The sequence below is a fragment of the Olivibacter ginsenosidimutans genome, assembly GCF_039542865.1.
In the GTDB taxonomy this organism is placed as follows: Bacteria; Bacteroidota; Bacteroidia; order Sphingobacteriales; family Sphingobacteriaceae; genus Olivibacter; species Olivibacter ginsenosidimutans.
Genome location: NZ_BAABIQ010000003.1, coordinates 177,786 through 201,621 on the forward strand (window position 1 = coordinate 177,786; position 23,836 = coordinate 201,621).

The 23,836-nt window shown below is 40.5% G+C and carries 17 protein-coding genes; 10 read left to right on the forward strand and 7 right to left on the reverse strand.

What is annotated here, in order from left to right:
• Positions 1–134 precede the first annotated feature (134 nt).
• Both ABD930_RS02090 and ABD930_RS02095 read left to right on the forward strand, forming a co-directional pair.
• Entirely contained in the window at positions 135–1,451 is a 1,317-nt protein-coding gene (locus tag ABD930_RS02090) for an ammonium transporter (protein WP_345230029.1), read from the forward strand.
• A gap of 160 nt (positions 1,452–1,611) precedes the next feature.
• Entirely contained in the window at positions 1,612–3,522 is a 1,911-nt protein-coding gene (locus tag ABD930_RS02095; protein WP_345230030.1) for an amidophosphoribosyltransferase, read from the forward strand.
• Between the two features lie 138 nt (positions 3,523–3,660).
• Here ABD930_RS02095 and ABD930_RS02100 read toward each other — a convergent pair whose 3' ends face one another.
• Positions 3,661–4,290 carry a LysE family translocator gene (locus ABD930_RS02100; protein ID WP_345230031.1) on the reverse strand — a complete coding sequence of 210 codons (630 nt, stop codon included), beginning with the start codon at positions 4,288–4,290 and terminating at the stop codon, positions 3,661–3,663.
• A 210-nt stretch (positions 4,291–4,500) separates the two neighbouring features.
• Between ABD930_RS02100 and ABD930_RS02105 the strand changes: the two genes are divergently transcribed.
• The 8 genes from ABD930_RS02105 to ABD930_RS02140 all read left to right on the forward strand — a co-directional run bounded on the left by ABD930_RS02105 (position 4,501) and on the right by ABD930_RS02140 (position 17,443).
• Positions 4,501–4,953 carry a deoxycytidylate deaminase gene (locus ABD930_RS02105; RefSeq protein WP_345230032.1) on the forward strand — a complete coding sequence of 151 codons (453 nt, stop codon included), beginning with the start codon at positions 4,501–4,503 and terminating at the stop codon, positions 4,951–4,953.
• A gap of 111 nt (positions 4,954–5,064) precedes the next feature.
• Positions 5,065–6,123 carry a class I fructose-bisphosphate aldolase gene (locus tag ABD930_RS02110; protein WP_345230033.1) on the forward strand — a complete coding sequence of 353 codons (1,059 nt, stop codon included), beginning with the start codon at positions 5,065–5,067 and terminating at the stop codon, positions 6,121–6,123.
• A 201-nt stretch (positions 6,124–6,324) separates the two neighbouring features.
• Entirely contained in the window at positions 6,325–8,685 is a 2,361-nt protein-coding gene (locus ABD930_RS02115; RefSeq protein ID WP_345230034.1) for an ABC transporter permease, read from the forward strand.
• A 101-nt stretch (positions 8,686–8,786) separates the two neighbouring features.
• Positions 8,787–10,625 (forward strand): UbiD family decarboxylase, encoded by a 1,839-nt coding sequence (locus ABD930_RS02120; RefSeq protein WP_345230035.1) that lies wholly within the window; start codon positions 8,787–8,789, stop codon positions 10,623–10,625.
• Positions 10,626–10,785: 160 nt separating this feature from the next.
• Positions 10,786–11,163, forward strand: coding sequence for a hypothetical protein (locus tag ABD930_RS02125; protein WP_345230036.1), 378 nt, complete (start codon positions 10,786–10,788; stop codon positions 11,161–11,163).
• A 211-nt stretch (positions 11,164–11,374) separates the two neighbouring features.
• The gene (locus ABD930_RS02130) at positions 11,375–11,902 is read left to right on the forward strand and encodes a ferritin (RefSeq protein ID WP_345230037.1); all 528 of its coding nucleotides are present in this window, start codon (positions 11,375–11,377) and stop codon (positions 11,900–11,902) included.
• Between the two features lie 399 nt (positions 11,903–12,301).
• The gene (locus ABD930_RS02135; RefSeq protein ID WP_345230038.1) at positions 12,302–15,031 is read left to right on the forward strand and encodes an outer membrane beta-barrel protein; all 2,730 of its coding nucleotides are present in this window, start codon (positions 12,302–12,304) and stop codon (positions 15,029–15,031) included.
• 117 nt (positions 15,032–15,148) lie between these two features.
• Positions 15,149–17,443, forward strand: coding sequence for a GH92 family glycosyl hydrolase (locus ABD930_RS02140; RefSeq protein WP_425571088.1), 2,295 nt, complete (start codon positions 15,149–15,151; stop codon positions 17,441–17,443).
• Between the two features lie 93 nt (positions 17,444–17,536).
• On the opposite strand, the gene ABD930_RS02145 is transcribed toward ABD930_RS02140, so the two are convergent.
• The 6 genes from ABD930_RS02145 to ABD930_RS02170 form a co-directional block, all read right to left on the reverse strand.
• Positions 17,537–18,847 carry a bifunctional folylpolyglutamate synthase/dihydrofolate synthase gene (locus ABD930_RS02145; protein WP_345230041.1) on the reverse strand — a complete coding sequence of 437 codons (1,311 nt, stop codon included), beginning with the start codon at positions 18,845–18,847 and terminating at the stop codon, positions 17,537–17,539.
• Between the two features lie 18 nt (positions 18,848–18,865).
• The gene (locus ABD930_RS02150; RefSeq protein WP_345230042.1) at positions 18,866–19,681 is read right to left on the reverse strand and encodes an energy transducer TonB; all 816 of its coding nucleotides are present in this window, start codon (positions 19,679–19,681) and stop codon (positions 18,866–18,868) included.
• Positions 19,682–19,727: 46 nt separating this feature from the next.
• Positions 19,728–20,138 (reverse strand): ExbD/TolR family protein, encoded by a 411-nt coding sequence (locus ABD930_RS02155; RefSeq protein WP_345230043.1) that lies wholly within the window; start codon positions 20,136–20,138, stop codon positions 19,728–19,730.
• A 15-nt stretch (positions 20,139–20,153) separates the two neighbouring features.
• A complete protein-coding gene (locus ABD930_RS02160; RefSeq protein WP_345230044.1) occupies positions 20,154–20,855 on the reverse strand; it encodes a MotA/TolQ/ExbB proton channel family protein in 702 nt (233 codons plus the stop codon).
• Between the two features lie 129 nt (positions 20,856–20,984).
• Positions 20,985–21,962 (reverse strand): HU domain-containing protein, encoded by a 978-nt coding sequence (locus ABD930_RS02165; RefSeq protein ID WP_345230045.1) that lies wholly within the window; start codon positions 21,960–21,962, stop codon positions 20,985–20,987.
• Between the two features lie 53 nt (positions 21,963–22,015).
• Positions 22,016–23,827, reverse strand: coding sequence for a TonB-dependent receptor (locus ABD930_RS02170; protein ID WP_345230046.1), 1,812 nt, complete (start codon positions 23,825–23,827; stop codon positions 22,016–22,018).
• Positions 23,828–23,836: the final 9 nt, after the last annotated feature.

The window sequence follows — 23,836 nt, forward strand, 5'->3', positions numbered from 1 at the left end:
TTTTGAAATATTGTATATATTTGCCGAAATATATTGAAAAAATAATAGTTTTTGTGTTATTTATTTTTTTTGTTGCTGTTTTTGTGTAGTGTGTTTTTATTTCATAACCTATAAAGTTGCCAATTTTTAATTAAATGAATTCTAAGAAATCAAGTGTCCCTTTTGTGTTTTTATTGATCATCGTCGTATTGGCGTTGATTTTTCCTTCTATTCCAACAAACGATGTGGAAAAGGTATCCTATAACGGCGCTGATGTCGCGTGGATGCTGACTTCTACGGCTTTGGTGCTCATCATGACGCCAGGCTTAGCTTTTTTTTATGGCGGAATGGTCAGGAAAAAGAACGTTATCTCTACCATGTTGCAAAGCTTTATATGTATGTGCTTGGTGGCTGTCATCTGGATCGTTTTTGGTTTTAGCTTGGTTTTTGGAGAATCGTGGCATGGTATTATTGGAAATCCTACTACCTTTTTTATGTTTAAAGGTGTCTTGGATGGACCTAATTGGTCGGGAGCTCCTACCATACCCTTGTCACTTTTTGCTTTATATCAATTAAAATTCGCGATCATTACGCCTGCGTTGATAACGGGTGCTTTTGCAGAGCGTATTCGTTTTACTTCTTATATCTTATTTGTATGCCTGTTTTTTATTTTTATATATGCCCCTTTAGCTCATGCTACTTGGCATCCAGATGGCTTGTTGGCTAGCATGGGGGTGTTGGATTTTGCTGGTGGTACAGTCGTGCATATGTCGGCAGGGGTTACTGCTTTTGTATCGGCTATTTTTCTCAAACAAGGGAATAGCAATGGTCACGATCCGGCTCGGGTAACGTATGTATTAATTGGAATGGGATTGCTTTGGTTTGGCTGGTTCGGATTTAATGCGGGTTCTGCTTTTGGTGCAAATGAATTGGCTGCGTCTGCACTGGCGACAACAACGACGGCTTCTGCAGCAGCGGCGTTGGCTTGGATCTTTTTTGATGCCGCCAGAGGGAAGAAACCTACAGCTTTAGGTGTCTCCATTGGTGTGGTGGTAGGGTTAGTGGCTATTACACCCGCCGCAGGTTTTGTCAGTGTGCCGCATTCACTCATTATTGGCGTGGTAACGGCTATTATTTGTAACCTATTGGTAGAATGGCGTACAACACGATCTAATGTAGATGATACGTTGGATGTATTTCCAAGCCATGGTGTTGGAGGTATGGTAGGCATGTTATTGACGGGTGTCTTTGCTTCTAAAGCCGTAAACCCCGCCATCAGTACCAATGGTTTGTTTTTTGGAGAGACGTCGTTGTTTTTTGCACAGATAGTAGGATTGCTGGGCTCTGTTGCTTACACGTTTGTTGTAGCCTTCATTTTATTAAAAATTACAAATAGTATTAGTAAATTAAGGGTTTCGCTGGAAGAGGAAGAGGTAGGCTTGGATATTAGCCAACACGGGGAAAAGCTGTAAGTATTATCTTGCAAATGATTTTACCGAAGCGGTGAGTTTTTTGTTTCTTTTTTGCGGAAAAAAAGAAAGAATGTCATTTTACATAATCCTGTTTATTTTTACGGCAGATGGTTTTGTAAAATTACTTATAAAAGGTAATTTTGCATGCTCAAGCCCAACTATGAGTGACTCAATTAAACACGAGTGCGGCATTGCGTTAATTCGCCTGCTAAAACCTCTTTCTTATTACCAAGAGAAGTATGGAACCTCTCTGTACGGTATTAACAAACTCTATTTATTAATGGAAAAACAGCATAACCGCGGACAGGATGGGGCGGGTATTGCAACCATTAAATTTGATGTTAAACCTGGAAATCGGTACATCAGCAGGTATCGGGCTATGGGTTCTAATGCGGTGTCGGAGATTTTTGAATATGTGCAACGTAAATTTGCCGCAGTACAACAAGCCGAGCCGGAATTATACCAAAATACGCATTGGTTAAAGGAAAATATGAGTTTTGTAGGCGAAGTGCTGTTAGGGCATTTACGTTATGGGACACATGGTAAAAATAGCATCGAAAATTGTCATCCTTTTTTACGGCAGAACAACTGGATGAGTCGTAATTTAGTCATTGCAGGCAATTTTAACATGACCAATGTTGATGAGCTTTTAGAACAACTTTTTGAGCTTGGACAACACCCCAAAGAGCAGGCCGATACGGTAACGGTGTTGGAGAAGATCGGGCATTTTCTGGATACCGAAAATCAAGAGCTCTTTGATCAATTTAAAAAGGATGGCTATTCTAATGTAGAAATTAGTGCGCTTATTGCTAAGAATTTGGATGTTGCTAATATTCTCCGTCGTTCTGCAAAAACTTGGGATGGTGGCTATACCATTAGTGGTATTTTTGGCCATGGAGATGCTTTTGTTATGCGCGATCCTTCGGGAATCAGACCAGCATATTATTACGTGGATGATGAAGTGGTTGTGGTTACATCAGAACGACCGGCTATTCAGACGGCATTCAATGTAAAGTTTGAGCGGATTAAAGAAATAAAGCCAGGTCATGCCTTGATTATCAAAAAGGATGGCACGATCTCTGAAGAAATGTTCCGTGAACCTGCAGAACAGAAATCTTGTTCTTTTGAACGGATTTACTTTTCGCGCGGTAGTGATGCGGAGATCTATCAGGAAAGAAAACAACTGGGAAGGTTGCTTTGCCCACGTATTTTGGATGCAGTTAACCACGATATCAAAAATACGGTGTTCTCATTTATTCCAAACACAGCAGAAGTGGCGTTTTACGGACTAACCGATGGCATTAATGACTATGTGCGCAGGTTGCAAAAGGAAACGTTACTCAAAAGAGCAGATAAAATATCCGATAAAGAACTGGAGGAGATGTTAAATATCGCACCCCGTTTCGAAAAGTTGAGTATTAAAGATGCTAAACTGCGCACTTTTATTACGCAAGATGCAGATAGGCAAGATATGGTAGCGCACGTTTACGATACCACCTATGGTGTAGTAAAAGGTGGAAAAGATACCATAGTGGCGATTGATGATTCTATCGTACGGGGAACCACGCTAAAACAAAGTATCCTAAAAATCCTGGATCGTTTAAATCCCGTAAAGATCATTATTGTATCTTCTGCACCACAAATCCGTTATCCTGATTGCTATGGAATTGACATGTCCCGAATGGGGGAATTTGTGGCTTTTGAAGCTGCAATATCACTTTTACGTAAGAATGGCATGAATTACGTGATCGATGACGTTTACCAAAAATGTGTAGAATCATTGGATATGGATAATGAATTGATAACTAACCATGTGAAAGCGATTTATGAGCCCTTTACATATGAAGAGATCTCAGAGGAAATTGCTCGAATTGTAACCCCAATTGATATTAAGGCTAAAGTGGAAGTGATTTATCAACGTCTGGAAGACCTCCACATTGCTTGTCCGAAAAATAAAGGAGATTGGTATTTTTCTGGCGATTATCCTACACCTGGCGGAAACAAGGTGGTTAACAGGGCATTTATGAACTGGGTGGAAGGGAAAAATATTCGCGCGTACTATTCGGCTTAGTGGTATTCGCATTAAGCTTTAGGCTTTAAGCAATAAGCATACAGCCTATTGTTAGAGCAGTGCGCGAATGAAACTAACGTATAACCTTAAAAGCTTTACGCTTTATGCTGCTTTTTCGCTTTACACTCTTAAAACAGCTCAAATGATGGTGTGGGTGAATACCAGCTCATACATTAACCGTAAAGCAAATACGATAATCAGCGCACCAGCAAACTTATTGATTTTATTTAACGTGCACTCTTCGATTTTATGGCTAAGCTTATCGGCATAGAACGCCTTTAACGAATCTATTCCTAATTGGGTTAGTAATACACAGGCAAAAAATGGAATGATTCGTTTCAAGTCAAAATTGCTGCTGATCGAAACGACGCCACTGGTTACACTAATCCAATACAGCAAAAGCGTGGGATTAAAGATGCACATGGCAAAACCTTTAATAAAATAACCACTGTGCTCTCGTTTAGACAAACATTTGGTACGTTTGATGGTTACCTTTTTTCGGATATAATGAATGCCTACACCCAATAAGACTAAACTTCCAATAATGCCTAAAGGAAATAATATTTCTCTTTCTTGAGCGATATAAGAGGAGCCATATAAAGAAAGGGCTACATATAAAACATCAGCAGTAAACACGCCAAAAGCAAATGAGACACCTCCATAGAAGCCTTTCTCTATGCTTGTTTTTAGTAATGCGAAGAATGCAGGCCCGGTTAGGAATGACAAAACAATACCCAAACCGATACCCGACGCAATAACTTCAATCATGCTTTTCCATTACTTGGTTGAGGTACAATTATACTAAAAAAATATTAAAACAAGATTTTGGTAGAAAAAACCTTCCTGTTTTTTAAACATTGCATAAAGGTATTTTATATTTTTGTTGGCGCATGAAATGCTAATAAGGGCATATAATCTATATTTTGCCTAGCGGATTAATCGTGGATGTAACAGTTTTGAAATGTAACAATCAAAAGAATGACAAAACCCAGTTTTGATGAGATTTTTATGAAGCTCGCCTTAGAGCTTGCAGAACGATCGCATTGTGTTAAAGCACATGTTGGTGCGGTATTGGCAAAAGATACGCGCATTATATCGATCGGTTATAATGGACCACCATCAGGTACACATAACTGTGATCAAGAATGGCCAGAGGAAGGGTGTGCCCGTGATGCTAAAGGTAGTTGTTCTTTAGCCCTGCATGCGGAAGAGAATGCTATTCTATACGCGGTTAAAAATGGTGCTGCACTACAAGGCGCTACCTTATACACCACATTATCCCCCTGTTTACCTTGCGCCCGCCTCATTTTTTCTGCAGGGATCGCAAAAGTACACTATAAGTACTCTTACGCTGAATATAAAGGATTGCAAGCAGACGAAGGGGTTGAATTTTTAAAGAGATTTGGTGTGCAAACGGTTAAATATGGATAATGCTTCCGTTTTTACTATGGGCAATTTAGCTGAAGAAAAATAAATCGGCTGATGCACTTTTCCCGAAACTATCTGGTCGCTCGACTGTTTCTTAATATAAAAAATTAAACCATGGCTTTACCACAACTTTACGATCTCTTAGGTGATCAAGCAGACGATTTACTAAACCATGTTTGTAAAACAGTAGATAAACATACCCTGCATTTGCCCTCACCAACGTTTATCGATGATGTTTTTTTACCCTCCAATCGTAATTCGCAAGTGTTGAAGTCGCTCGGGATGCTTTATCAACACGGTAGACTTGGTGGAACGGGATATTTGTCTATACTTCCGGTTGATCAAGGTATTGAACATACTGCAGGAGCCTCATTTGCGGCTAACCCGATGTATTTTGATCCCGAAAACATCATTCGGTTGGCTATCGAAGGAGGTTGTAATGCGGTAGCTACTACTTTTGGCAATTTGGCCATCCTTTCACGTAAATACGCACATAAAATCCCTTTTTTGGTCAAATTAAATCATAATGAGTTGTTAACGTATCCGACGAAATACAATCAAGTAATGTTTGGCTCCGTAGAAGACGCTTGGAATTTAGGGGCAACGGCCGTGGGCGCAACGATTTACTTTGGATCGGAAGAGTCGAATAGGCAATTGATTGAGGTTTCAGAGGCTTTTGAACATGCCCACGCGCTAGGAATGGCTTGTGTATTATGGTGTTATACACGGAATAATGATTATAAAAAAGACGGTATCAATTACGAGACCGCAGCGGATATTACTGGTCAGGCAAATCATATCGGCGCAACTATACAAGCAGACCTATTAAAGCAGAAGTTGCCGGAAAGTAATGGTGGGTTTACGACAATAAATTTTGCCAAGAATGATCCACGCATGTATACGGAATTAAGTTCTTCCCACCCAATTGACTTATGTCGTTACCAAGTATTGAACGGTTACATGGGACGTGCGGGCTTAATTAACTCAGGTGGAGAATCTAAGGGAGCTTCCGATTTCGCCGAGGCTGTCCGAAGTGCCGTTATCAATAAGCGTGCAGGTGGTACGGGTTTGATCTTGGGAAGAAAAGCCTTCCAACGTCCTTTTGAAGAAGGTGTACAGTTGTTACATGCTGTACAAGAGGTGTATGCCGATAGCACCATCACGATCGCTTAAGATTGGTACCTTCCTAAAATCTAATCATCATTGTCCGAAAACGAACAAGTACTGTTCGTTTTCGGACAGTTACCTGCCTTCGTTTAACCTTAAGAGAATCATAATCAACATGTTATCAAGATGGTTTTATTTATGCTGCTGAAAGCGGAAAAGAATATCAGATCACTCGCAACGAATAGCTAACCAAAACGAAAAAGCTATATGGTAAAAAATTATTTTAAAATCGCTTGGCGCAATCTCCTTAAAAATAAAACCTATTCGCTATTGAATATCAGTGGACTCGTCATTGGCATGACAGCTGCCATGCTAATCCTATCCTGGGTTCAGCATGAAAGAAGTTTTGATCTATTTCATGCTAAAAAAGACCGTTTATTTTTGCTGGCAAATCGAGCCAAATGGAACGATAAAATCAATGTTTGGTTTTATACACCTAAGCCATTGGGGCCGGCCTCAAAAGATGAATTTCCTGAAATAGCGAATTATAGCCGGTATTCGGGCGGACAGCATTTTTTGTTTTCTGTTGGAGAAAAAAGACTAAAAGGTTCGGGTGCTTTTGTCGATTCCGCTTTTCTCCAGATGTTTGATTTCCCTTTGCTTGCCGGTAATAAAGAGCAGGTGCTGCGAACTCCTACTGAAATTGTGATTACCCAAAGCTTGGCTAAACGTTTATTTGGTCAGGAAGACGCCTTAGGGAAGACGGTTAAAATTGACAGCGTGGACATGGCAACCGTTTCGGGTGTCTTAGCGGATATGCCGGGCAACACCCGATTTGATGGTATCGACTTCTTACTTCCATGGAAATACATGGAGAAAATTGGTTATTCCGATAATTACTGGGGTAATAATTCGGTTCAAACCTATATCGAATTGGTACCAGGTACAAACGCAACAAGCTTTAGCAACAAAATTAAGGATATTACCAAGCGCCATGCACCTGGTAATGATGATTTGGCAGTTATCTTACATGCCCTTCCAGATTGGTGGCTGCGATCAACGTTTGAAAATGGAAAGATTGTAGGTGGCCGCATAGAGATGGTCCATCTGTTTACCATCATTGCAGGATTTATCTTACTTATTGCCTGCATCAATTTTATGAACCTCAGCACCGCTAGAAGTGAAAAAAGGGCGAAAGAAGTGGGTATTCGAAAAGTAGCGGGTGCCTATCGGAAATCGCTGATCGGACAATTTCTCAGTGAGTCTATTTTAATGGCTGCCATTGCAGGTATCGTGGCTATTACAGTCACCTGGCTGGCTTTGCCAGTATTCGGTAGTCTGGTGAGCCGACGTCTGGCGATTAATTTTAGCGATTTTCATTTTTGGCTAAATGCCATCGGTTTTATTTTGGTTACAGGTTTATTGGCCGGCAGCTATCCCGCTTTCTTCCTTTCCTCATTTCAACCGGTTAAGGTACTAAAGGGGACCTTTAAACAAGCAAAAGCAACCTTCAGTTCGCGCAAGATATTGGTCGTTGTTCAATTCAGCATTGCCATTATTTTAATTATCAGTACCCTAGTCGTTCATAGACAGATTAAATATGCAAAAGACAGGGAGAATGGTTATGAGAAAAATAACCTGATCTATATTTTTGAAGAGGGCGACGTAACCCAAAATAGTAATCTAATCAAAAATGAATTATTGCAAAATGGCATTGCCGAATCGGTAACGCGTTCCAGTTCCCCCATTACGGAGGGTTGGAGTAATAGCACGATGGAATGGGAAGGAAAACCTGTCGGCGATAAAACCATTTTCGATCGCTTCTGTGTAGATGAACATCTAGTCAAAACAGCCGGACTTTCCTTAATTATAGGAAGGGACATGGATCTTAGCCAGTATCCCACTGACTCAACGGCCATTTTACTAAATGAGTCGGCTGTTAAAATCATGGGTTTTAAAGATCCTATTGGCCAGATCATTCACGATAATGGCATTGAATGGCATGTGATCGGCGTGGTCAAAGATTTTATTATGCGCTCACCTTATGATCCAATTGATCCGATGGTCATTGAAGGAGCTAAAGGATGGTTTAATATCATGCATATTAAGTTTAACCCTTCTCTGCCAACGGCTACGGCTCTTGCAAAGACGGAAGCCATCTTTAAACGCTATAATCCGAATTACCCTTTCTCCTATGACTTTGTCGATAAAGCCTATGCGGAGAAATTCAAAGAATCGGAACAAACGGGTACAATGGCCGCCTTATTTGCCTTCCTAACTATTTTTATTTCTTGTTTGGGTTTGTTTGGACTTGCTGCATACATGGCCGAAAATCGCACAAAAGAAATCGGGGTACGGAAGGTACTGGGAGCTTCTGTATTTTCGATTACCAGATTGCTTTCCACAGAATTTGCCTGGCTGGTTGTTATCTCCTGCATCGTTGCTTTCCCTATTGCCTACTGGGCGATGGATCGGTTCTTGCAGGTGTACACCTACCGTATCTCGATGGGGTGGGAGCTATTCCTAATGGCCGGACTGACGGCCTTGATACTTGCTGTAATGACCGTGAGCTCGCAGGCCATCAAAGCTGCTATCGCTAATCCCATTCGTTCGCTTCGTGATGAATAAATAAGAACGCTATTGGAAATCCATCCAATAATTTGTACAAACGTTCATAGGAGAATGTGACACATTTTAGCTAAGTTTGGCATTTTAGAAGAGGACTATACATGGGATATACAAGCTTGGCCGAATGTGTAAATGATTTGGAACAAAACGGCCATTTGATACGAATTAGGGAGGAAGTTGACCCTTATTTGGAAATGGCCGCTATCCACCTCCGTGTGTATGCGCACGGTGGTCCAGCTCTACTTTTTGAAAACGTAAAAGGTAGCAAATTTCCAGCGGTGTCCAACCTCTTCGGAACATTAGATCGTTCACGTTTTATGTTTCGAGATACCTTAGCTAAGATGAAGCTGCTGGTGGAAGCAAAAATGGATCCCGCTCAGGTGCTAAAATATCCATTCAAATATGCTGGTATATCCCTCAATGCGCTGTCAGCATTACCCAAGCGGGTAGGGAAAAGGGCTCCAATTACCCATGGAACAACGGTGCCTAGTGCCTTACCACAAATCGTGAATTGGCCCATGGATGGTGGCCCCTTTATTACCATGCCTCAAGTCTATACCGAAGATGTGACAAAACCTGGTGTTATGCAGGCTAATCTAGGGATGTATCGTATCCAGTTAGCTGGGAATGATTATGTACAAGATAAGGAAATCGGTTTACACTATCAGTTACATCGAGGAATAGGTGTTCATCAGGCTAAAGCCAATCAATTAGGTAAACCTCTAAAGGTGAGTGTTTTTGTTGGAGGTCCACCGGCGCATCCTTTGGCTGCCGTGATGCCCTTACCAGAAGGACTTTCAGAATTGACTTTTGCTGGGGCTTTAGGAAACCGAAGATTCAGGTATTTTTATGACGATGAAGGCTTTTGCATTTCTGCAGATGCTGATTTTGTACTAACAGGCACCGTTTATCCCAATGAAAATAAACCAGAAGGCCCCTTTGGTGACCATATCGGTTACTATAGTCTCGTTCACCCATTTCCCATGATGCATGTCCACAAAATCTATCACCGGAGAAACGCAATATGGTCATTTACAGTAGTGGGCCGACCGCCGCAGGAAGATACCAGTTTTGGCCAACTCATCCATGAAATTAGCGGCCCAGCGATTCCAAAGGAAATTAATGGCTTACATGCTGTTCATGCAGTAGATGCAGCGGGTGTTCATCCTTTACTTTTTGCAATAGGATCTGAGCGTTATACGCCTTATCTTGAGCGGAAACGACCACAGGAAATTTTGACTATAGCCAATCAAATTTTGGGGAAAAATCAGTTAAGTTTAGCCAAATACCTATTTATAGCCGCCCATGAAGATAATCCTACATTGAACATTCATAACCTTACTGCTTTTTTTACCCACATATTTGAACGGATAGATTTTGTTAACGATCTCCATTTTTATACCAAGACGACAATAGATACGCTTGACTATACAGGTGAGGACCTTAATGCGGGTTCTAAAGTAGTTTTCGCAGCGGTGGGTAGGGCCAGACGTAAACTTTGGACAACTTTACCTCCAGATTTTCAGCTGCCGAGACCGTTCAATCATGGTAAACTAGTCATGCCTGGCGTGGTCGCTGTTGATGGTTCTATGTTCCAGAACTATACCGAAGCGGCGCGAGAACTAAGGCAGTTTACTGCGGCCCTAGAAACAATGAATTTGGAAGGGTTAGCACTGTTGGTCATCTGTGACCATGCTGAATTTACCAGTGAAAACAATGCTAACTTTGTTTGGGTCACCTTCACTAAAAGCAATCCATCTCATGACATGTATGGTGTGAGCAGTAGCCAAGATCATAAACATTGGGGTTGTAAAGGGCCATTAATAATTGATGCCCGAAATAAGCCACATCATGCCCCTCCACTGGAGGTAGAACCCGCTATAGAGCGCCGCGTTGATGCGCTTGGACGTAAGGGAGGGCCGTTGCATGGTATTATCTAGTCTTTGCAGCCTTAAGCTATAAGCTTTTCGCTTTAAGCTTTAAACTATAGGCTTTATGCTTTCCGCTTTAAGCTTTATGCTTTTCGCTTAAAAAATTACATAGATTAATTTGGACTGATTATACATAATGTTTATATTCGCATCGTAAAAATAAGAAGGATTGCGTTTACCTATGCTTTGTGGTTTTGCTCATTTAGAAGAAGTTTTTAGAACCGTACATGGAGCTGTATTGCAGTGTAGCAACAAAAATTGCTATTGGCTGGAATTTATGGGAGATTGTACGCCCTTTAAGGTGGCAGATTTCATTCAGTTCAAAAAACAGATAGAGGAGATCGATTTGGATAGCCTGTTAAATGACCCATCTCCAAGAGCTGATTATACCATTCTAATGCCTTTCCGCTCGCAACGTTGTTTTGTGCTCACGCTTAATGAGCTGCTTAACCTCAGGGAAATCATGGAAGGGGCCAAATTTATGATGGAACTCCCGGGGTTTATTAAGGATTGTCTACATATTTCACCAGTAAGCAATAAATTTTAAGGCGCAAGACCCGTTTTACGTTAGCTTGCCCGTATCCTTCACCTAACACGCTATACTTCATAGCCTATACCTTTACTAATTTAGACTCATTACGTATTGCTTTTATTTTAAGTAAGTTAGCTGTTAATTTTGTTCCTTTGTATAGGATTTAACGCCCAACCTCGCTGAGGTTTCCTTGCGTTAAAGAGATATAATTTAGATGGTTAATCATATGAAGGATTTATTGAGATTAAAAACTTCGTTAAACGAAGAAATAGAAAGGATATTAAATGAGCAAGTAAAGGTTGAAGCACATTCTTCAGCTATTTATTTAGCAATGTCTTCTTGGTGTGACGATCAGGGCTATGACTTTAGCGCTGGTTATTTTGCAAAGCAAGCCGATGAAGAACGTGGTCATATGCTTAAGTTATTTAACTACATTAATGACCGTGGAGGTAAAGCTATTTCTCCTGAAATCGTAAATGTGCCCAAAGATTTTGAATCTTTCCGTAGTGTTTTTGAATTAGCGCTTGAGCAAGAAATGCATGTTACGGCACAGTTCAATACCATTGCAGAGAAATGCTTTAAAGTTAAAGATTTTGTTACTTTTCAATTTATTCAGTGGTTCTTGGCAGAGCAAATTGAGGAAGAATATGTCGCACGTCGGATTCTTGAAATGTTTGATGTGATCGGAGAAGAAGGTACCGGACGTTGGGAAATAGACAAACATATTCCAAAGGTTTCGTATAATGCCGAATAATTGAATTTAAAAGGTATGCTGGTGTCAGGCCAGATCATTACATTGCAAAGGGCCATCTATTTAAAAAAATTGATGGCCCTTTTTATTGCTTCCATATAAATTTACTATATTTCACTGAAATCCGCTAGCTAGTGTCTGTCTTTGATGTAGCCTGGCTTCATGCACGTATTCAAAAAATGCTCATTTACCGCCAGTAAACTGCGCATTTTTTCATTTCGTGCGCTTTGCCAGACACCATTATAGCCAAATCACTGAACTATAAACAGCTATTCACTAGCAAACAGGTGACTTATACAGGCAATGATAAACTAAAGCTTGTATGTGTTGAAGAATTGAGGTAAGATTTAGCGATATTCATCGTTACTAAAATTTATTTATTCGATCGCTTTAAATAGGGATATGCATAAAGTATGGGTTTGTATACTGGTCGTTTTGTCTTTTGCTACAGGAGCATACGGACAAGTACAAACAAGAGAAGTGCGAGGTGTCGTGCAGGATTCCTTAGGCAGACCTCTAGTGGGTGTTACGGTACGCTTGTATGCGAAGAAAGATACCATGATGGTAAGTACCAATGAACATGGTCGGTTTATTTTTAGTCACGTAGCTGCCAATGATTTCAAACTTACCTTCAGTCTGATTGGCTTCCAACTATTTGAACGCCATTATACCTCCAATGTCTTACTGCCAATAACCGAGCTGGTTACCGTGAACCTGAAAGAACAACCGCAAGAACTACAAGAAATAGCGGTATATGGAGTTGTTCCAGTGGTTATTAAACAAGACACCGTTCAATATAATGCAAGAGCATATAATGTGCGAAAAAGTGCACTCTTGGAAGAATTAATAAAACAGATGCCTGGATTACAAGTTGACCGTAATGGTAATGTGGATGCACAAGGTCAACGTATTTCGCGGGTTAAGGTAAATGGAAAGGATTTTTTTAATGGCGATGTATTGACCGCTACCCGTAACTTACCTGCCGACATTGTTGAAAATGTTCAGATTATTGATGATTATGGGGATCAGGCCAATATTACGGGTATTAAAAATACGGAGCCTGAAAAAGTACTGAACGTGACCATTAAAGAAGACCGGAATTATGGTGCATTCGGACAGCTGACAACAGGAGGGGGAACAGATGTTAATGATAAAACCCGTGGTCGGTATATTGGAAGCTTTTCAGCTAACCAATTCCGTGGTGACCAGCAGATCTCCATACTTGGTTCAACAAACAATACCAATACCAGTTTATTTAGCTTTGGTGATATTAGCGGCGCAGGTAATCGGAACGGAGCGGATTTGAGTAGTATGATTGATGCGGGAGATGGTATTAATACGGCTCATTCTATCGGACTTAACTATCGGGATGAGCTCGCGAAGGGGGTTACCGTTTACGGTGGGTATATCTTCACAAAAAGGCAAAATCAAACCATTGGAACCACCGGTTTGCAAAGTATTTACCAGAATAGGATCATTAACTCACTAGACGAAGTTCATTCGAATACCGATAATGCCAAGCATAAGATTACGTGGACAGTTGAAGCGAATATTGATACGGCCAACTATTTGAAAATTACCCCTACAGCATCTTATAATACAAATAATTTGAATAGCCAAAGCCATAGTACGATTACCAATAATAGGCTATTTACAGAGAGGATGTACAATACCCGTGGAGTAGCAACCGATCCAAATTTTGATGTGGATATTTTTTATAACCACCGTTTTGCTAAAAGGGGTAGAAATTTTAATATAACGTCTAAAATTGAATACTTTAAACGCAATAAGAACGATTATATTGATGAAACATCGGTGAGCATAGACTCTGGGAAAACAACGCCGCAAAAGGATTATAGCCTGTTTAAACAGAATGTAAGTAATTTTAGTTATAACCGAAGTGTTTTGCTGGGCCTATCTTATACAGAACCCGTTACTAAACGGAGTTATTTGGAGTTTAATTATCAATACGAAACAAATTCCATTGCAAACGCTAGAAATACGTATAATATTGATCGCAATACCCAAGAAGAAACACCAGTGGATTCGTTGAGTATTAATTATGATTATCTTTTCCAAAGCCACCAAGTGGGCGTAAATTATCAGGGTGATGCAAACAAGCTAAAATATACCTTTGGCTTCGCCCTGCAACCTACTAAATTGAATGGAAAAACGCCATCGCGTGATGTGGCTACCCGTTTTAATAGTTTTAATTTTGTTCCCAGTGCCCGTTTGCAGTATAGCATCAATAGAACGAGTAATCTGGCACTGAATTATCGTGGTCAGAATAATCAACCGGCATTTACACAAATTCAACCCATACGAGACGTTTCAAATCCACAGTATATTGTGATCGGTAATGCTAATCTTAAGCCTGAATTTATGAATATTGTAAGTTTGCAGTACAGGCATTTTAGCATTCAGAACGGAAGTTCGTTATTTACGAATCTGTCTTTTACACATATACAGGATAAGGTAGTGACGAACAGAATCAACATTCCGAATAGTACCAAACAGGAAACGGAATTTTTAAATACCAACGGCTATTACGATTTTCGTGGATTTTACCATTACAGCGCACCCTTAGCTGGAAAAGTCCTGACGCTCAATTTAAACGGTTCTATGGATTATACCAACAACCTAACCTATATCAATGATGTCAGGAACGTAGCTAAGAATATGGTTTTTTCTCAAAATTTACAAGTGAATTTTTTGATTGAAGACTTGATTGAGGCAGATCTAAGAAGTAGTTATACCTTAAATAAAATTACCTATAATATTCCTACTTTTATCGACGCAGGAGCCAATACCTTCAGCCTGGGTTTTGGGGGACGTGGCTATTTACCGAGAAAATGGACGGTCAGCGTAGATTTTTCGCAGGGTTTTAATTCCGGCTATAGTAGTGCCATTAACGTTAATCCCACACTCCTCAACGTATACTTAGAGAAAGCTTTTTTAGCTAATGATATGTTGGCCGTACGGCTACAGGGTTTTGATCTGTTCAATAAGAATACAGGTGTGCGCAGGGAAATTGTGGGGAATGATATTTTTGACATGCGTAATAATCGCCTGGCTCGATATTTTTTAATCTCTTTGAACTTACGTTTGCAGAAGTTTCCAGCTGAAGATTAGAAAGGTTTAGATAAAAAGCTTTAACGTTTTAGCGAATCAAATGTTTTATATATATTCGCAATAAGCTATAGGCCATAAGCTATAAGCTTTTTTACTTTTAAATTTTTACTTTATCATATGCAAATGAAACACTTTAAACATTTTTCCTTACTGTTGATTTTTCTTTATACGACTGCTTTTGGACAGGAAGTAACAGCAGTGGACAGCCCAGTTGATTACGTCAGCACCTTGGTTGGCTCTTTGTCTAAACCAAGCCTTTCAACGGGTAATACCTATCCCGCAATCGCTAGACCTTGGGGGATGAATTTTTGGTCGCCACAAACCGGAAAAATGGGCGACGGATGGATGTACACATATGATGCGGATAAGATTCGCGGATTTAAACAGACACATCAACCTTCTCCTTGGATGAATGATTATGGGCAGTTTGCCCTAATGCCGGTGACCGGTAGTTTGAAATTTAAGGAAAATGACCGAGCGAGTTGGTTTTCCCACAAAGCGGAAATCGCAACACCTTATTATTACAGTGTGTATCTTGCAGACCATGATGTTACTACAGAAATTACACCAACGGAACGTGCTGCTCGTTTTAGGATCACTTTTCCTAAAACGGATAGTGCATCTATCGTAATTGATGCGTTTGATAAGGGATCCTATATCAAGATTCTTCCTAACGAAAATAAAATTATTGGTTATTCAACAAAAAATAGCGGTGGAGTGCCCGATAATTTCAAAAACTATTTTGTTCTGGAGTTTGATAAACCTTTTGAACATGTCGGTATTTTTAATGGAGATGCCTATCAAGCGAACGTTTTGGAATCTAACGGGGACCATGTTGGTGCCGTGATTGGCTTTAAAACGAAGACCGGTGAGCAGGTTAATGTAAAAGTAGCTTCTTCGTTTATCAGTTCGGAACAAGCGCAGCTTAATTTAAAGGAGCTTGGTGATAAAGACTTTGATGTACTTAAAACAGAAGGTAAAGCGATTTGGAATAAGGCCATGAGCAGGGTAGCTGTAGGTGGTGGAAATATCGATCAAATGCGTACCTTTTATTCCAATCTATACCGCACCTTATTGTTCCCACGCATGTTTTTTGAGTATGATGCGCAAGGCAATGTCGTGCATTACAGTCCGTACAATGGCAAAGTACTGCCGGGCTATATGTTTACCGATACAGGTTTTTGGGATACCTTTAGGTGTCTGTTTCCGTTCTTGAATTTGGTCTATCCTGAAATGAATGTGAAAATGCAGGAGGGCTTGATCAATGCATATAAAGAAAGCGGCTGGTTGCCTGAGTGGGCAAGTCCTGGCTTGCGTAATATCATGGTTGGAAATAACTCCGCTTCTGTGGTAGCCGATGCTTATATCAAGGGATTAAGGGGTTACGATATTGAAACGTTATACGAAGCATTAGTGCATGGCGCCAATAACGCAGGGCCGATAACTGCTGTTGGTCGGGCTGGAATCGATTATTATAAAAAGATAGGGTATGTGCCTTATGATGTGAAGATTAATGAAAATGTGGCACGATCACTTGAATATGCTTACGATGATTTTGCCATTTACCAGCTGGCAAAAAAATTAAATAAACCTAAAAAGGAAATTGCTTTATATCGTGAAAGAAGCTTGAATTACAAAAATCTGTTCGACAAGGAAACCGGACTTATGCGGGGCAAAAACCAAGATGGGAAGTTCCAAAAACCATTCAATCCTTTTAAGTGGGGCGATGCGTTCACCGAAGGAAATAGCTGGCATTATACGTGGTCAGTATTCCATGATGTACAGGGTTTAATTGATCTGATGGGAGGAAAAACAGCCTTTGTCACTAAAATGGATTCGGTATTTCAGTTACCTCCTGTATTTGACGATAGCTATTATGGTGGGGTTATTCACGAAATTCGGGAAATGCAAATTGCCAATATGGGGAACTATGCTCATGGTAACCAACCGATTCAGCATATGATTTATTTGTATAATTATGCAGGTGAACCTTGGAAAGCACAATATTGGATACGTGAAACAATGAACAGGATGTATCAGGCTACTCCGGATGGTTATTGTGGAGATGAAGATAACGGACAAACTTCTGCTTGGTATGTTTTCTCTGCTTTAGGTTTTTATCCGGTAGCACCTGCAACCGATGAATATGTTTTGGGAACACCTTTGTTCAAAGAAGCGAAAGTTATTTTACCTTCTGGAAAAGAAATCGTTTTACATGCAACGAATAATGGCCAAGAAAACCGCTATATTCAAGAACTAAAGGTTAATGGTACACCTTATACCAAAAACTTTTTGAAACACGATGACCTTATAAAAGGTGCAGTACTAGATTTTAATATGGGCAATACACCGAATAAACAGCGTGGAACGCAAGAAAGTGATTTCCCTTATTCGTTGTCTAGGGAAAAATAGGTTTTTAGTTATAAGTTATAAGTTGTAAGTTATAAGTAGTACGTTTTATTGGCATAAAGCTTATAGCCTACAGCTTATAGCTTATAACCCTATTTACATAAACAGCGGCAGTGCATCGGCAACAACAAAGGTGCTGCCCCCAATAAAAATTAAGTCGTCTGGTGCAGCAGCTGCTTGAGCAGCTTGTATGGCATTAGGAATACTTGTATAAGCGTTGCCAACTAACTGATAAGAAAGTGCTTGTATTTGCAATTCTTTCGCTGGTAAAGCCCGCTCGAAGTCGGGATTGCAGAAATAATATATAGCTTCTTTTGGTAAACGTTGAAGTATAGGGGGTAGGTCTTTATCCCGCATTACGCCAATAACCAAATGCAATTGGCTATACGTGCTATAAGCTAAATTCTTGATAATTTCTTTCCAACCATCCTCGTTATGCCCTGTATCGCAAATGACAGTTGGCTGGGTGGCTAGGGTTTGCCAACGTCCCATTAATCCTGTTAACTGTTGAACATTTCGAAGTCCTTGCTGTATTTGCATTGTGCTGATGGCATAACCCGCGCTTTGCAAAAGGGGAATACTGGTGAGCACACCCGCTACATTTTTTTGCTGATAACTTCCACGAAGATCAAGCTGCAATTCCAATTTCATTCCTAAGGAAGCTTTTTCATCGTTCGGATAGGCAGAAAGGTACTGGAATTGTGGATCGATTGCCGTCTTTTCAATCCGCCACGCATCGCTGGCAAAGTGGATCGGAGCATGCAATTCAGCCGCTCGCTGGATAAAAAGGTTATCGATATCGTCTTGGCGTTCGCTAATCACAATCGGTGTATGCCATTTGATAATACCGGCTTTCTCTCCCGCGATCGCAGTTAAGCTATTGCCTAACATATGCATGTGATCGTAGCCAATGTTGGTAATAAGCGATAGCAGTGGATGAATAACATTCGTAGAATCCAGACGACCACCTAGGCCGGTTTCTATGACCGCGATGTCCACTTTTTTAGCCGCGAAGTACGCAAAGGCCATTGCTACCGTCACTTCAAAAAAGGAGGGTTGTACAGCCTCTATGAGCGATTGATGCCGATTAACGAAATCGACTACAAAATCTTTCGGAACTACGGCACCATTGATCTGAATACGTTCTCTAAAATCAAGTAAGTGGGGAGAGGTATATAACCCGGTGCGATAGCCGGCACATTGTAAAATAGCCGCTAGCATATGGGAAGTACTTCCTTTACCGTTCGTCCCGGCAACATGGATTGCCCGAAACTGACGATGTGGGTCGTCTAAGGCGGCACATAGTTTTAAGGTATTGGTTAAATCTTTCTTAAATGCTGAAGCGCCATCGCGCGTAAACATAGGTAAACGGCCGTATAGATAATCCAATACCTCGATGTAGTTCATGCAGGATTAAAAAGGAATTTACTTCACTTTAAAGTTAAAAACAACAATTCCAGATTGGAAATCAGGCCCGGCGTTTGTCGGATTCAGACGGGCATTCCTTACCGCGTTTTCACATTTTTCCCAAAGTGTCGCATCGGATAAGGTCGTTCCTTTTGCTCCAGCTCTAGCCCGAGTAATAACACCATTTTTATCCACCGTAATTTCTACAGCCACTCTTCCTGAAAGTTGTCCCTTATCTTCAATTTGCGGCATTACAGAAAAAGAACGGTTGGGTAAACCGACCAAACCGTTACCAGATCCACCTTCACCGTAGTTCGTCGCCATGTTATTTCCTTGCAAGCTACCTTGGTTTCCAGGTGTGCTGCCCGTGCCATCGCCTACACCGGCACCATTGTTCTTTTTACCTGTATATAATGCGTTCGGATTAACGGTAGGTTTGCTTTCCTTCTTTTCCGGTGTAATGGTTGGGGTATTGGTGGTTGGCTTTTCCTTCTCTTTCGTCACTACTTCCGGAGCATCTTCCACGTCTTGGGTAACCACTGATTTATCGTTATTTTCCTGAGAAGCCACAGGGGTTGGTTCTTCATTAGGTATGACTTTATCCGGTCGAGTCTGATTGGCGTTAGGATCCATCGACGGTTCATCCAAACTCATATAATCGTCGCCCATACCCTCCGGTGATGTGCCATAGTTGACAATTAAGCCACCTGTTCCAAATTCAGTAGGGGGTTGGCCTAGAATCAAGAAAAAGCTTATCAATAGAAATACGGCAAATATTCCTGAGGCTATAGCGAAAGCCTTTGGATAATTATTTTCCTCTTTTTGATAGTTCATTGCACACTTTTCCAATTAACGGGACATTTAAAAATCCCCTTAAATCCTAATTCTTCTCTTTGGGTTCGGTAGCCAACACGAGTTTGATTTTCAATTTGTTGGCGATATCCATTACTTCTATTACATCCTCAATGGCCACTGTCCGATCTACATATAACAGAACAGTCAATTCCTGTCCTTCATGCACGTACGTTTGTAGTGTGGGCATCAGCTGGTCTAAAGGAACCTGCTTTTTTTCTACAAAGTACTGCAAATCTTTGTTAATAGACAAACTTATGGTACGTTTTGCGACCGATTGTTCGCCCGATTGAGACCGGGGAAGTAATAACTTCACCACTTGTGGATTAGCTACTGCCGAAGCCAATAAAAAGAAGAGCAGTAAGAAGAACATAATATCATTCAACGCAGAAGTATGTACTTCCGCAGCTGGTCTTTGATGTCTTTTCCTTAAGTTCATGAATGCTCCTTATTATTAGCTTCCGGGTTCATCTAACAGATCAATAAACTCAATGGCATCGGTTTCCATGCGTAAAATCAATCGGTCAACCATCATATTTAAAATATGGTAGCCTACATAGGCAACAATACCAACAATTAATCCGGAGGCAGATGTAACCATCTTGGTGTACAAACCACCAGACACCGTGCCAATTTCAATAACGCCTTTTAGCGACACTTCGTGAAAAATAGTGATCACCCCGATGATCGTACCAACGAATCCCAACATAGGGGCAATACCAGCGATAATCCCTAAAACATTAATGTTTTTCTCCAAACGGGATACCTCTAATTTACCTATATTTTCAATAGCAGCTTCGATGTCCTTTATTGGTCGGCCGATTCGGGTTAATCCTTTCTGTAACATACTGCCTAGGGGGCCATTGCTATTACGGCATAAAGCTAAAGCAGCTTCTAGACGACCGGACATAATATTTTGTTTTACCTGAATCATCAGGTTGGAGTCATAGCGGGAAGCTTTTTTTATGGTGATAAACCGTTCAATAAAGATAACCAATCCTAAAAAGGCCAAAATTGCAATAGGAACCATGACCCATCCCCCTTTGATCAGGAGATCCATTAGGCTTAAATCTTCTATGGGTGCGGTAGATGCTCCAGGCGTTGCAAGCATGGAATCAAGTGTTGCGGGTGTGTCTGTAACTTGTAATAAAAACATGTTTTATAAAATAATAATTTTTGCGTTTCTGTTTGTTTTAAAATCGGCTACCAAGATAAAACTTATTCCCGATTTTTTCGCTATAAAAACAAGCTGATGATGGCAAAGGAGCTTTATCTACGTTTGATACTATGGATAAATATATGCCTCAGCAGTAATTTTTTCTCTAACCTCATCCAGGTATTTCATCGCTTCTTCTTTGCTGGCGTAGCTTCCGATACATATCTTTTTTCTATTATTGGGTATATTACTTTCCAACACATAAGCTTTTATGCCGATGCTCCTAAAATAGCTAGCTTGTTTGATTGCTAAATCCAATTTTTTAAATGAACCGATGACAATGCAATAAGGGACCTTGGGTGCTGTTATGGTTCGGACAAGCGCAGTGTCTTCAGGAATCGCACTAGCGGTATTTTCCGCAGGTGTTGTCTGGCCTTCTGCATGCAATGTTGTCGTATCTGTTGTTGACTTAATCGCCGTATCGGTTGTCGGAGTATGAACGGTATTTGCTTTATCCTGCCGATTCCATATGTAGAAAGCAATAATAATACATGCGGCAACGGCTGCAAGAACTATCGTTAACCAACGACGGTTGGTTTTGGCTGTTTCTTCGGTCTGGAAAGGATCAGGCTCCGATACCGTTTCGACTTCAGTTGCCTGTATAACTTCAGTTACCTGTACAGCTGATTCTTTAGGCTGAACATCCATTGTTTCGCGTTCGGCCACGGGTTGCAAACCCCAAGTGTTTGGCTGATCAAACGGAACCAATTGATAATCCCCTTGTTCTTCCTTTAAGTAACCCAATTCATCGAGGGTTATTTCACCCTGTTCTGCTATTTTAGCCAACAATTGCTCAACCACAGTATCAACAGTGCGACTCGCTTCTTCAGCTGATAAATCGTGTGTTTTAGATACATAATCGATCAATAAGCTATCCGTCGGTGCATGCAAAACAAGTGTATAGGTATGTGCAGGAGGCAAAAAGCAATTAGAAGATTCGTCAAATGTTGCAGCTAACCTTCTTTTGCTAAAAATGCCAATACCAGGCACACCCACTTGAAGGTGGGTGAGTAATAAGCGATGGATGTATTGGCCTAAACTAAACATGTCTATACCTGTTAATTGCGCGCAAACTTAGCAAGATCTATTCATTTATTAAATTAAAACGAAACATTTATTCCGCCTATCACATTAAATCCTAAACGGGGATAATATAAAAAGCGTTGATAAGACTTATTTAATAAATTATTCCCCCTTACATAAACACCAATTTGTTTAGTTGCACGGTACTCCAGTCCGGCACTGATATCAACAAACGCAGGCAGCGATACGGTAACAGCATTACTTGGGTCCATATCCGTTAGACCTTCATATTGCGCATATGTTTTTGCTTTCATCGCATCATTAAAGAAGAGCTCGCCGTCTATATATACTTTTTTGCTGATATTAATGCGTGTATTTGCTGCTAAGCGTAATTTAGGAATGAACCAGGCTTCGGCTTCATGATCAAGGTCATACTCATTGAAAATTAAGTTACCACCTAAACTAAAAGCTTCAGACACGCGAACATTAATATCACCTTCCAATCCGTAAATGGTATTTTTTTCTCCGCGATCATAAATAAGATCATATCGCGACGGATTGGTAGGATTGATGGCATACAAAGGCAAGTCGCTAACCTTTTTATAAAATAAGCCAACTTTATAACCTACCGCTGCTCCTGCATTTCCTTTAATACCACCATAAGCGTTTATTTTTTCGAGCATATTGTGAATAACCAGATTGTTAGTTGCCGTATCGATAAACGGTGTTTCGCTAAGATAAGGATTTTCATTAGCCAATGAACGATAAGAGGTTTTAACGGCATCGCCCTTTACGCCAGCATATAGACTGATGTATTCAGGCACCAAGGCCAGATCCAGATCAACTGCTGGAAAAATGTTATTTCTACTTTCATCACCACCAAATTCGCTGACCAACGCGGCACCTAACGTAATTTTATAATTATTGCCCTGGAAACGAATATATGGATTTAAGCGAGCGATGTGATTGCCCGTGCTTTGGTCGGCACTCTTCAGACTGGTGAAATCGCCAGAGGCATTTAAGCCCACATTGAAGGCATTTATTTTTTTATTTAAGTTGCCACTCAGTGCAAACGAATTTTCTTTGGCAGAGAAGGCATTTCCAAAAAGATAGCCATCAGCCTTTAATGAATAGCTTAATAATTCAGGATCATCGGTTGCATTACTGTTCAACTCCCCTTTAATATAGATATCGTTATAATGTTGCTTTAAAGGACTATTTTGTTCTTGAGGAGGAGTTACCGGATCTGGCGTAAGCCCTTGTTGGGAAGGTGCCAGACCATAATAGCGTGTGCCATAGCGGTTGAAACCGATTTCTCCATTCAACGTAATCTGATCTAAGACGCTCCGGCCGAATAAGCCTATTTTCTGTTCGTTGAAATTCTGTCCGTCGAGGTCGCTGCCTTTCTGACTGAGAAATTTGGCGAAACCACCCACTTGCATGGCCTGGTCTTCACCATTAGAAATATACACTTCACCTAATAAAGTGTTAAAATTTCCAACGCCTATTTTAGCATAATTGTTCGTCAGCACTTCTGGTCTACTCGTTGGAATCTCTTTAATTTCCAAGCGATGGGTACCGGTATTAATATCCAACTTTCTGTCGAAGACGGTATAATGAAGCTTAGATAGATACTTTCGGTTATTGGTTAGATCAGGACTCTGCCTAATTTTTACAGCATCCGCAAGAATAGGCTTATAATCTCTGACGACATCTATTTCGCCCAGATTACCTTTCACGTCTTCCTGTTTTTCGGTTTTTTGTTGCTCCTTTTCTTCTTCTTGAGCAAAAGACGCCAATGAACAAAAACCAAGACCAATTAATAAGGTATATTTAAACATTGAATGATTCAATAGCATAGTTGTTTTCTTTGTTGTTTCAGATCGCATTTAAATCCA

What these genes read in the sequence shown, in the direction of transcription:
- ABD930_RS02090 (WP_345230029.1), top strand. Translation starts at nt 135, where the DNA reads ATGAATTCTAAGAAATCAAGTGTCCCTTTTGTGTTTTTATTGATCATC.
- ABD930_RS02095 (WP_345230030.1), top strand. Translation starts at nt 1,612, where the DNA reads ATGAGTGACTCAATTAAACACGAGTGCGGCATTGCGTTAATTCGCCTG.
- ABD930_RS02100 (WP_345230031.1), bottom strand. Translation starts at nt 4,290, where the DNA reads ATGATTGAAGTTATTGCGTCGGGTATCGGTTTGGGTATTGTTTTGTCA.
- ABD930_RS02105 (WP_345230032.1), top strand. Translation starts at nt 4,501, where the DNA reads ATGACAAAACCCAGTTTTGATGAGATTTTTATGAAGCTCGCCTTAGAG.
- ABD930_RS02110 (WP_345230033.1), top strand. Translation starts at nt 5,065, where the DNA reads ATGGCTTTACCACAACTTTACGATCTCTTAGGTGATCAAGCAGACGAT.
- ABD930_RS02115 (WP_345230034.1), top strand. Translation starts at nt 6,325, where the DNA reads ATGGTAAAAAATTATTTTAAAATCGCTTGGCGCAATCTCCTTAAAAAT.
- ABD930_RS02120 (WP_345230035.1), top strand. Translation starts at nt 8,787, where the DNA reads ATGGGATATACAAGCTTGGCCGAATGTGTAAATGATTTGGAACAAAAC.
- ABD930_RS02130 (WP_345230037.1), top strand. Translation starts at nt 11,375, where the DNA reads ATGAAGGATTTATTGAGATTAAAAACTTCGTTAAACGAAGAAATAGAA.
- ABD930_RS02135 (WP_345230038.1), top strand. Translation starts at nt 12,302, where the DNA reads ATGCATAAAGTATGGGTTTGTATACTGGTCGTTTTGTCTTTTGCTACA.
- ABD930_RS02140 (WP_425571088.1), top strand. Translation starts at nt 15,149, where the DNA reads ATGCAAATGAAACACTTTAAACATTTTTCCTTACTGTTGATTTTTCTT.
- ABD930_RS02145 (WP_345230041.1), bottom strand. Translation starts at nt 18,847, where the DNA reads ATGAACTACATCGAGGTATTGGATTATCTATACGGCCGTTTACCTATG.
- ABD930_RS02150 (WP_345230042.1), bottom strand. Translation starts at nt 19,681, where the DNA reads ATGAACTATCAAAAAGAGGAAAATAATTATCCAAAGGCTTTCGCTATA.
- ABD930_RS02155 (WP_345230043.1), bottom strand. Translation starts at nt 20,138, where the DNA reads ATGAACTTAAGGAAAAGACATCAAAGACCAGCTGCGGAAGTACATACT.
- ABD930_RS02160 (WP_345230044.1), bottom strand. Translation starts at nt 20,855, where the DNA reads ATGTTTTTATTACAAGTTACAGACACACCCGCAACACTTGATTCCATG.
- ABD930_RS02165 (WP_345230045.1), bottom strand. Translation starts at nt 21,962, where the DNA reads ATGTTTAGTTTAGGCCAATACATCCATCGCTTATTACTCACCCACCTT.
- ABD930_RS02170 (WP_345230046.1), bottom strand. Translation starts at nt 23,827, where the DNA reads ATGCGATCTGAAACAACAAAGAAAACAACTATGCTATTGAATCATTCA.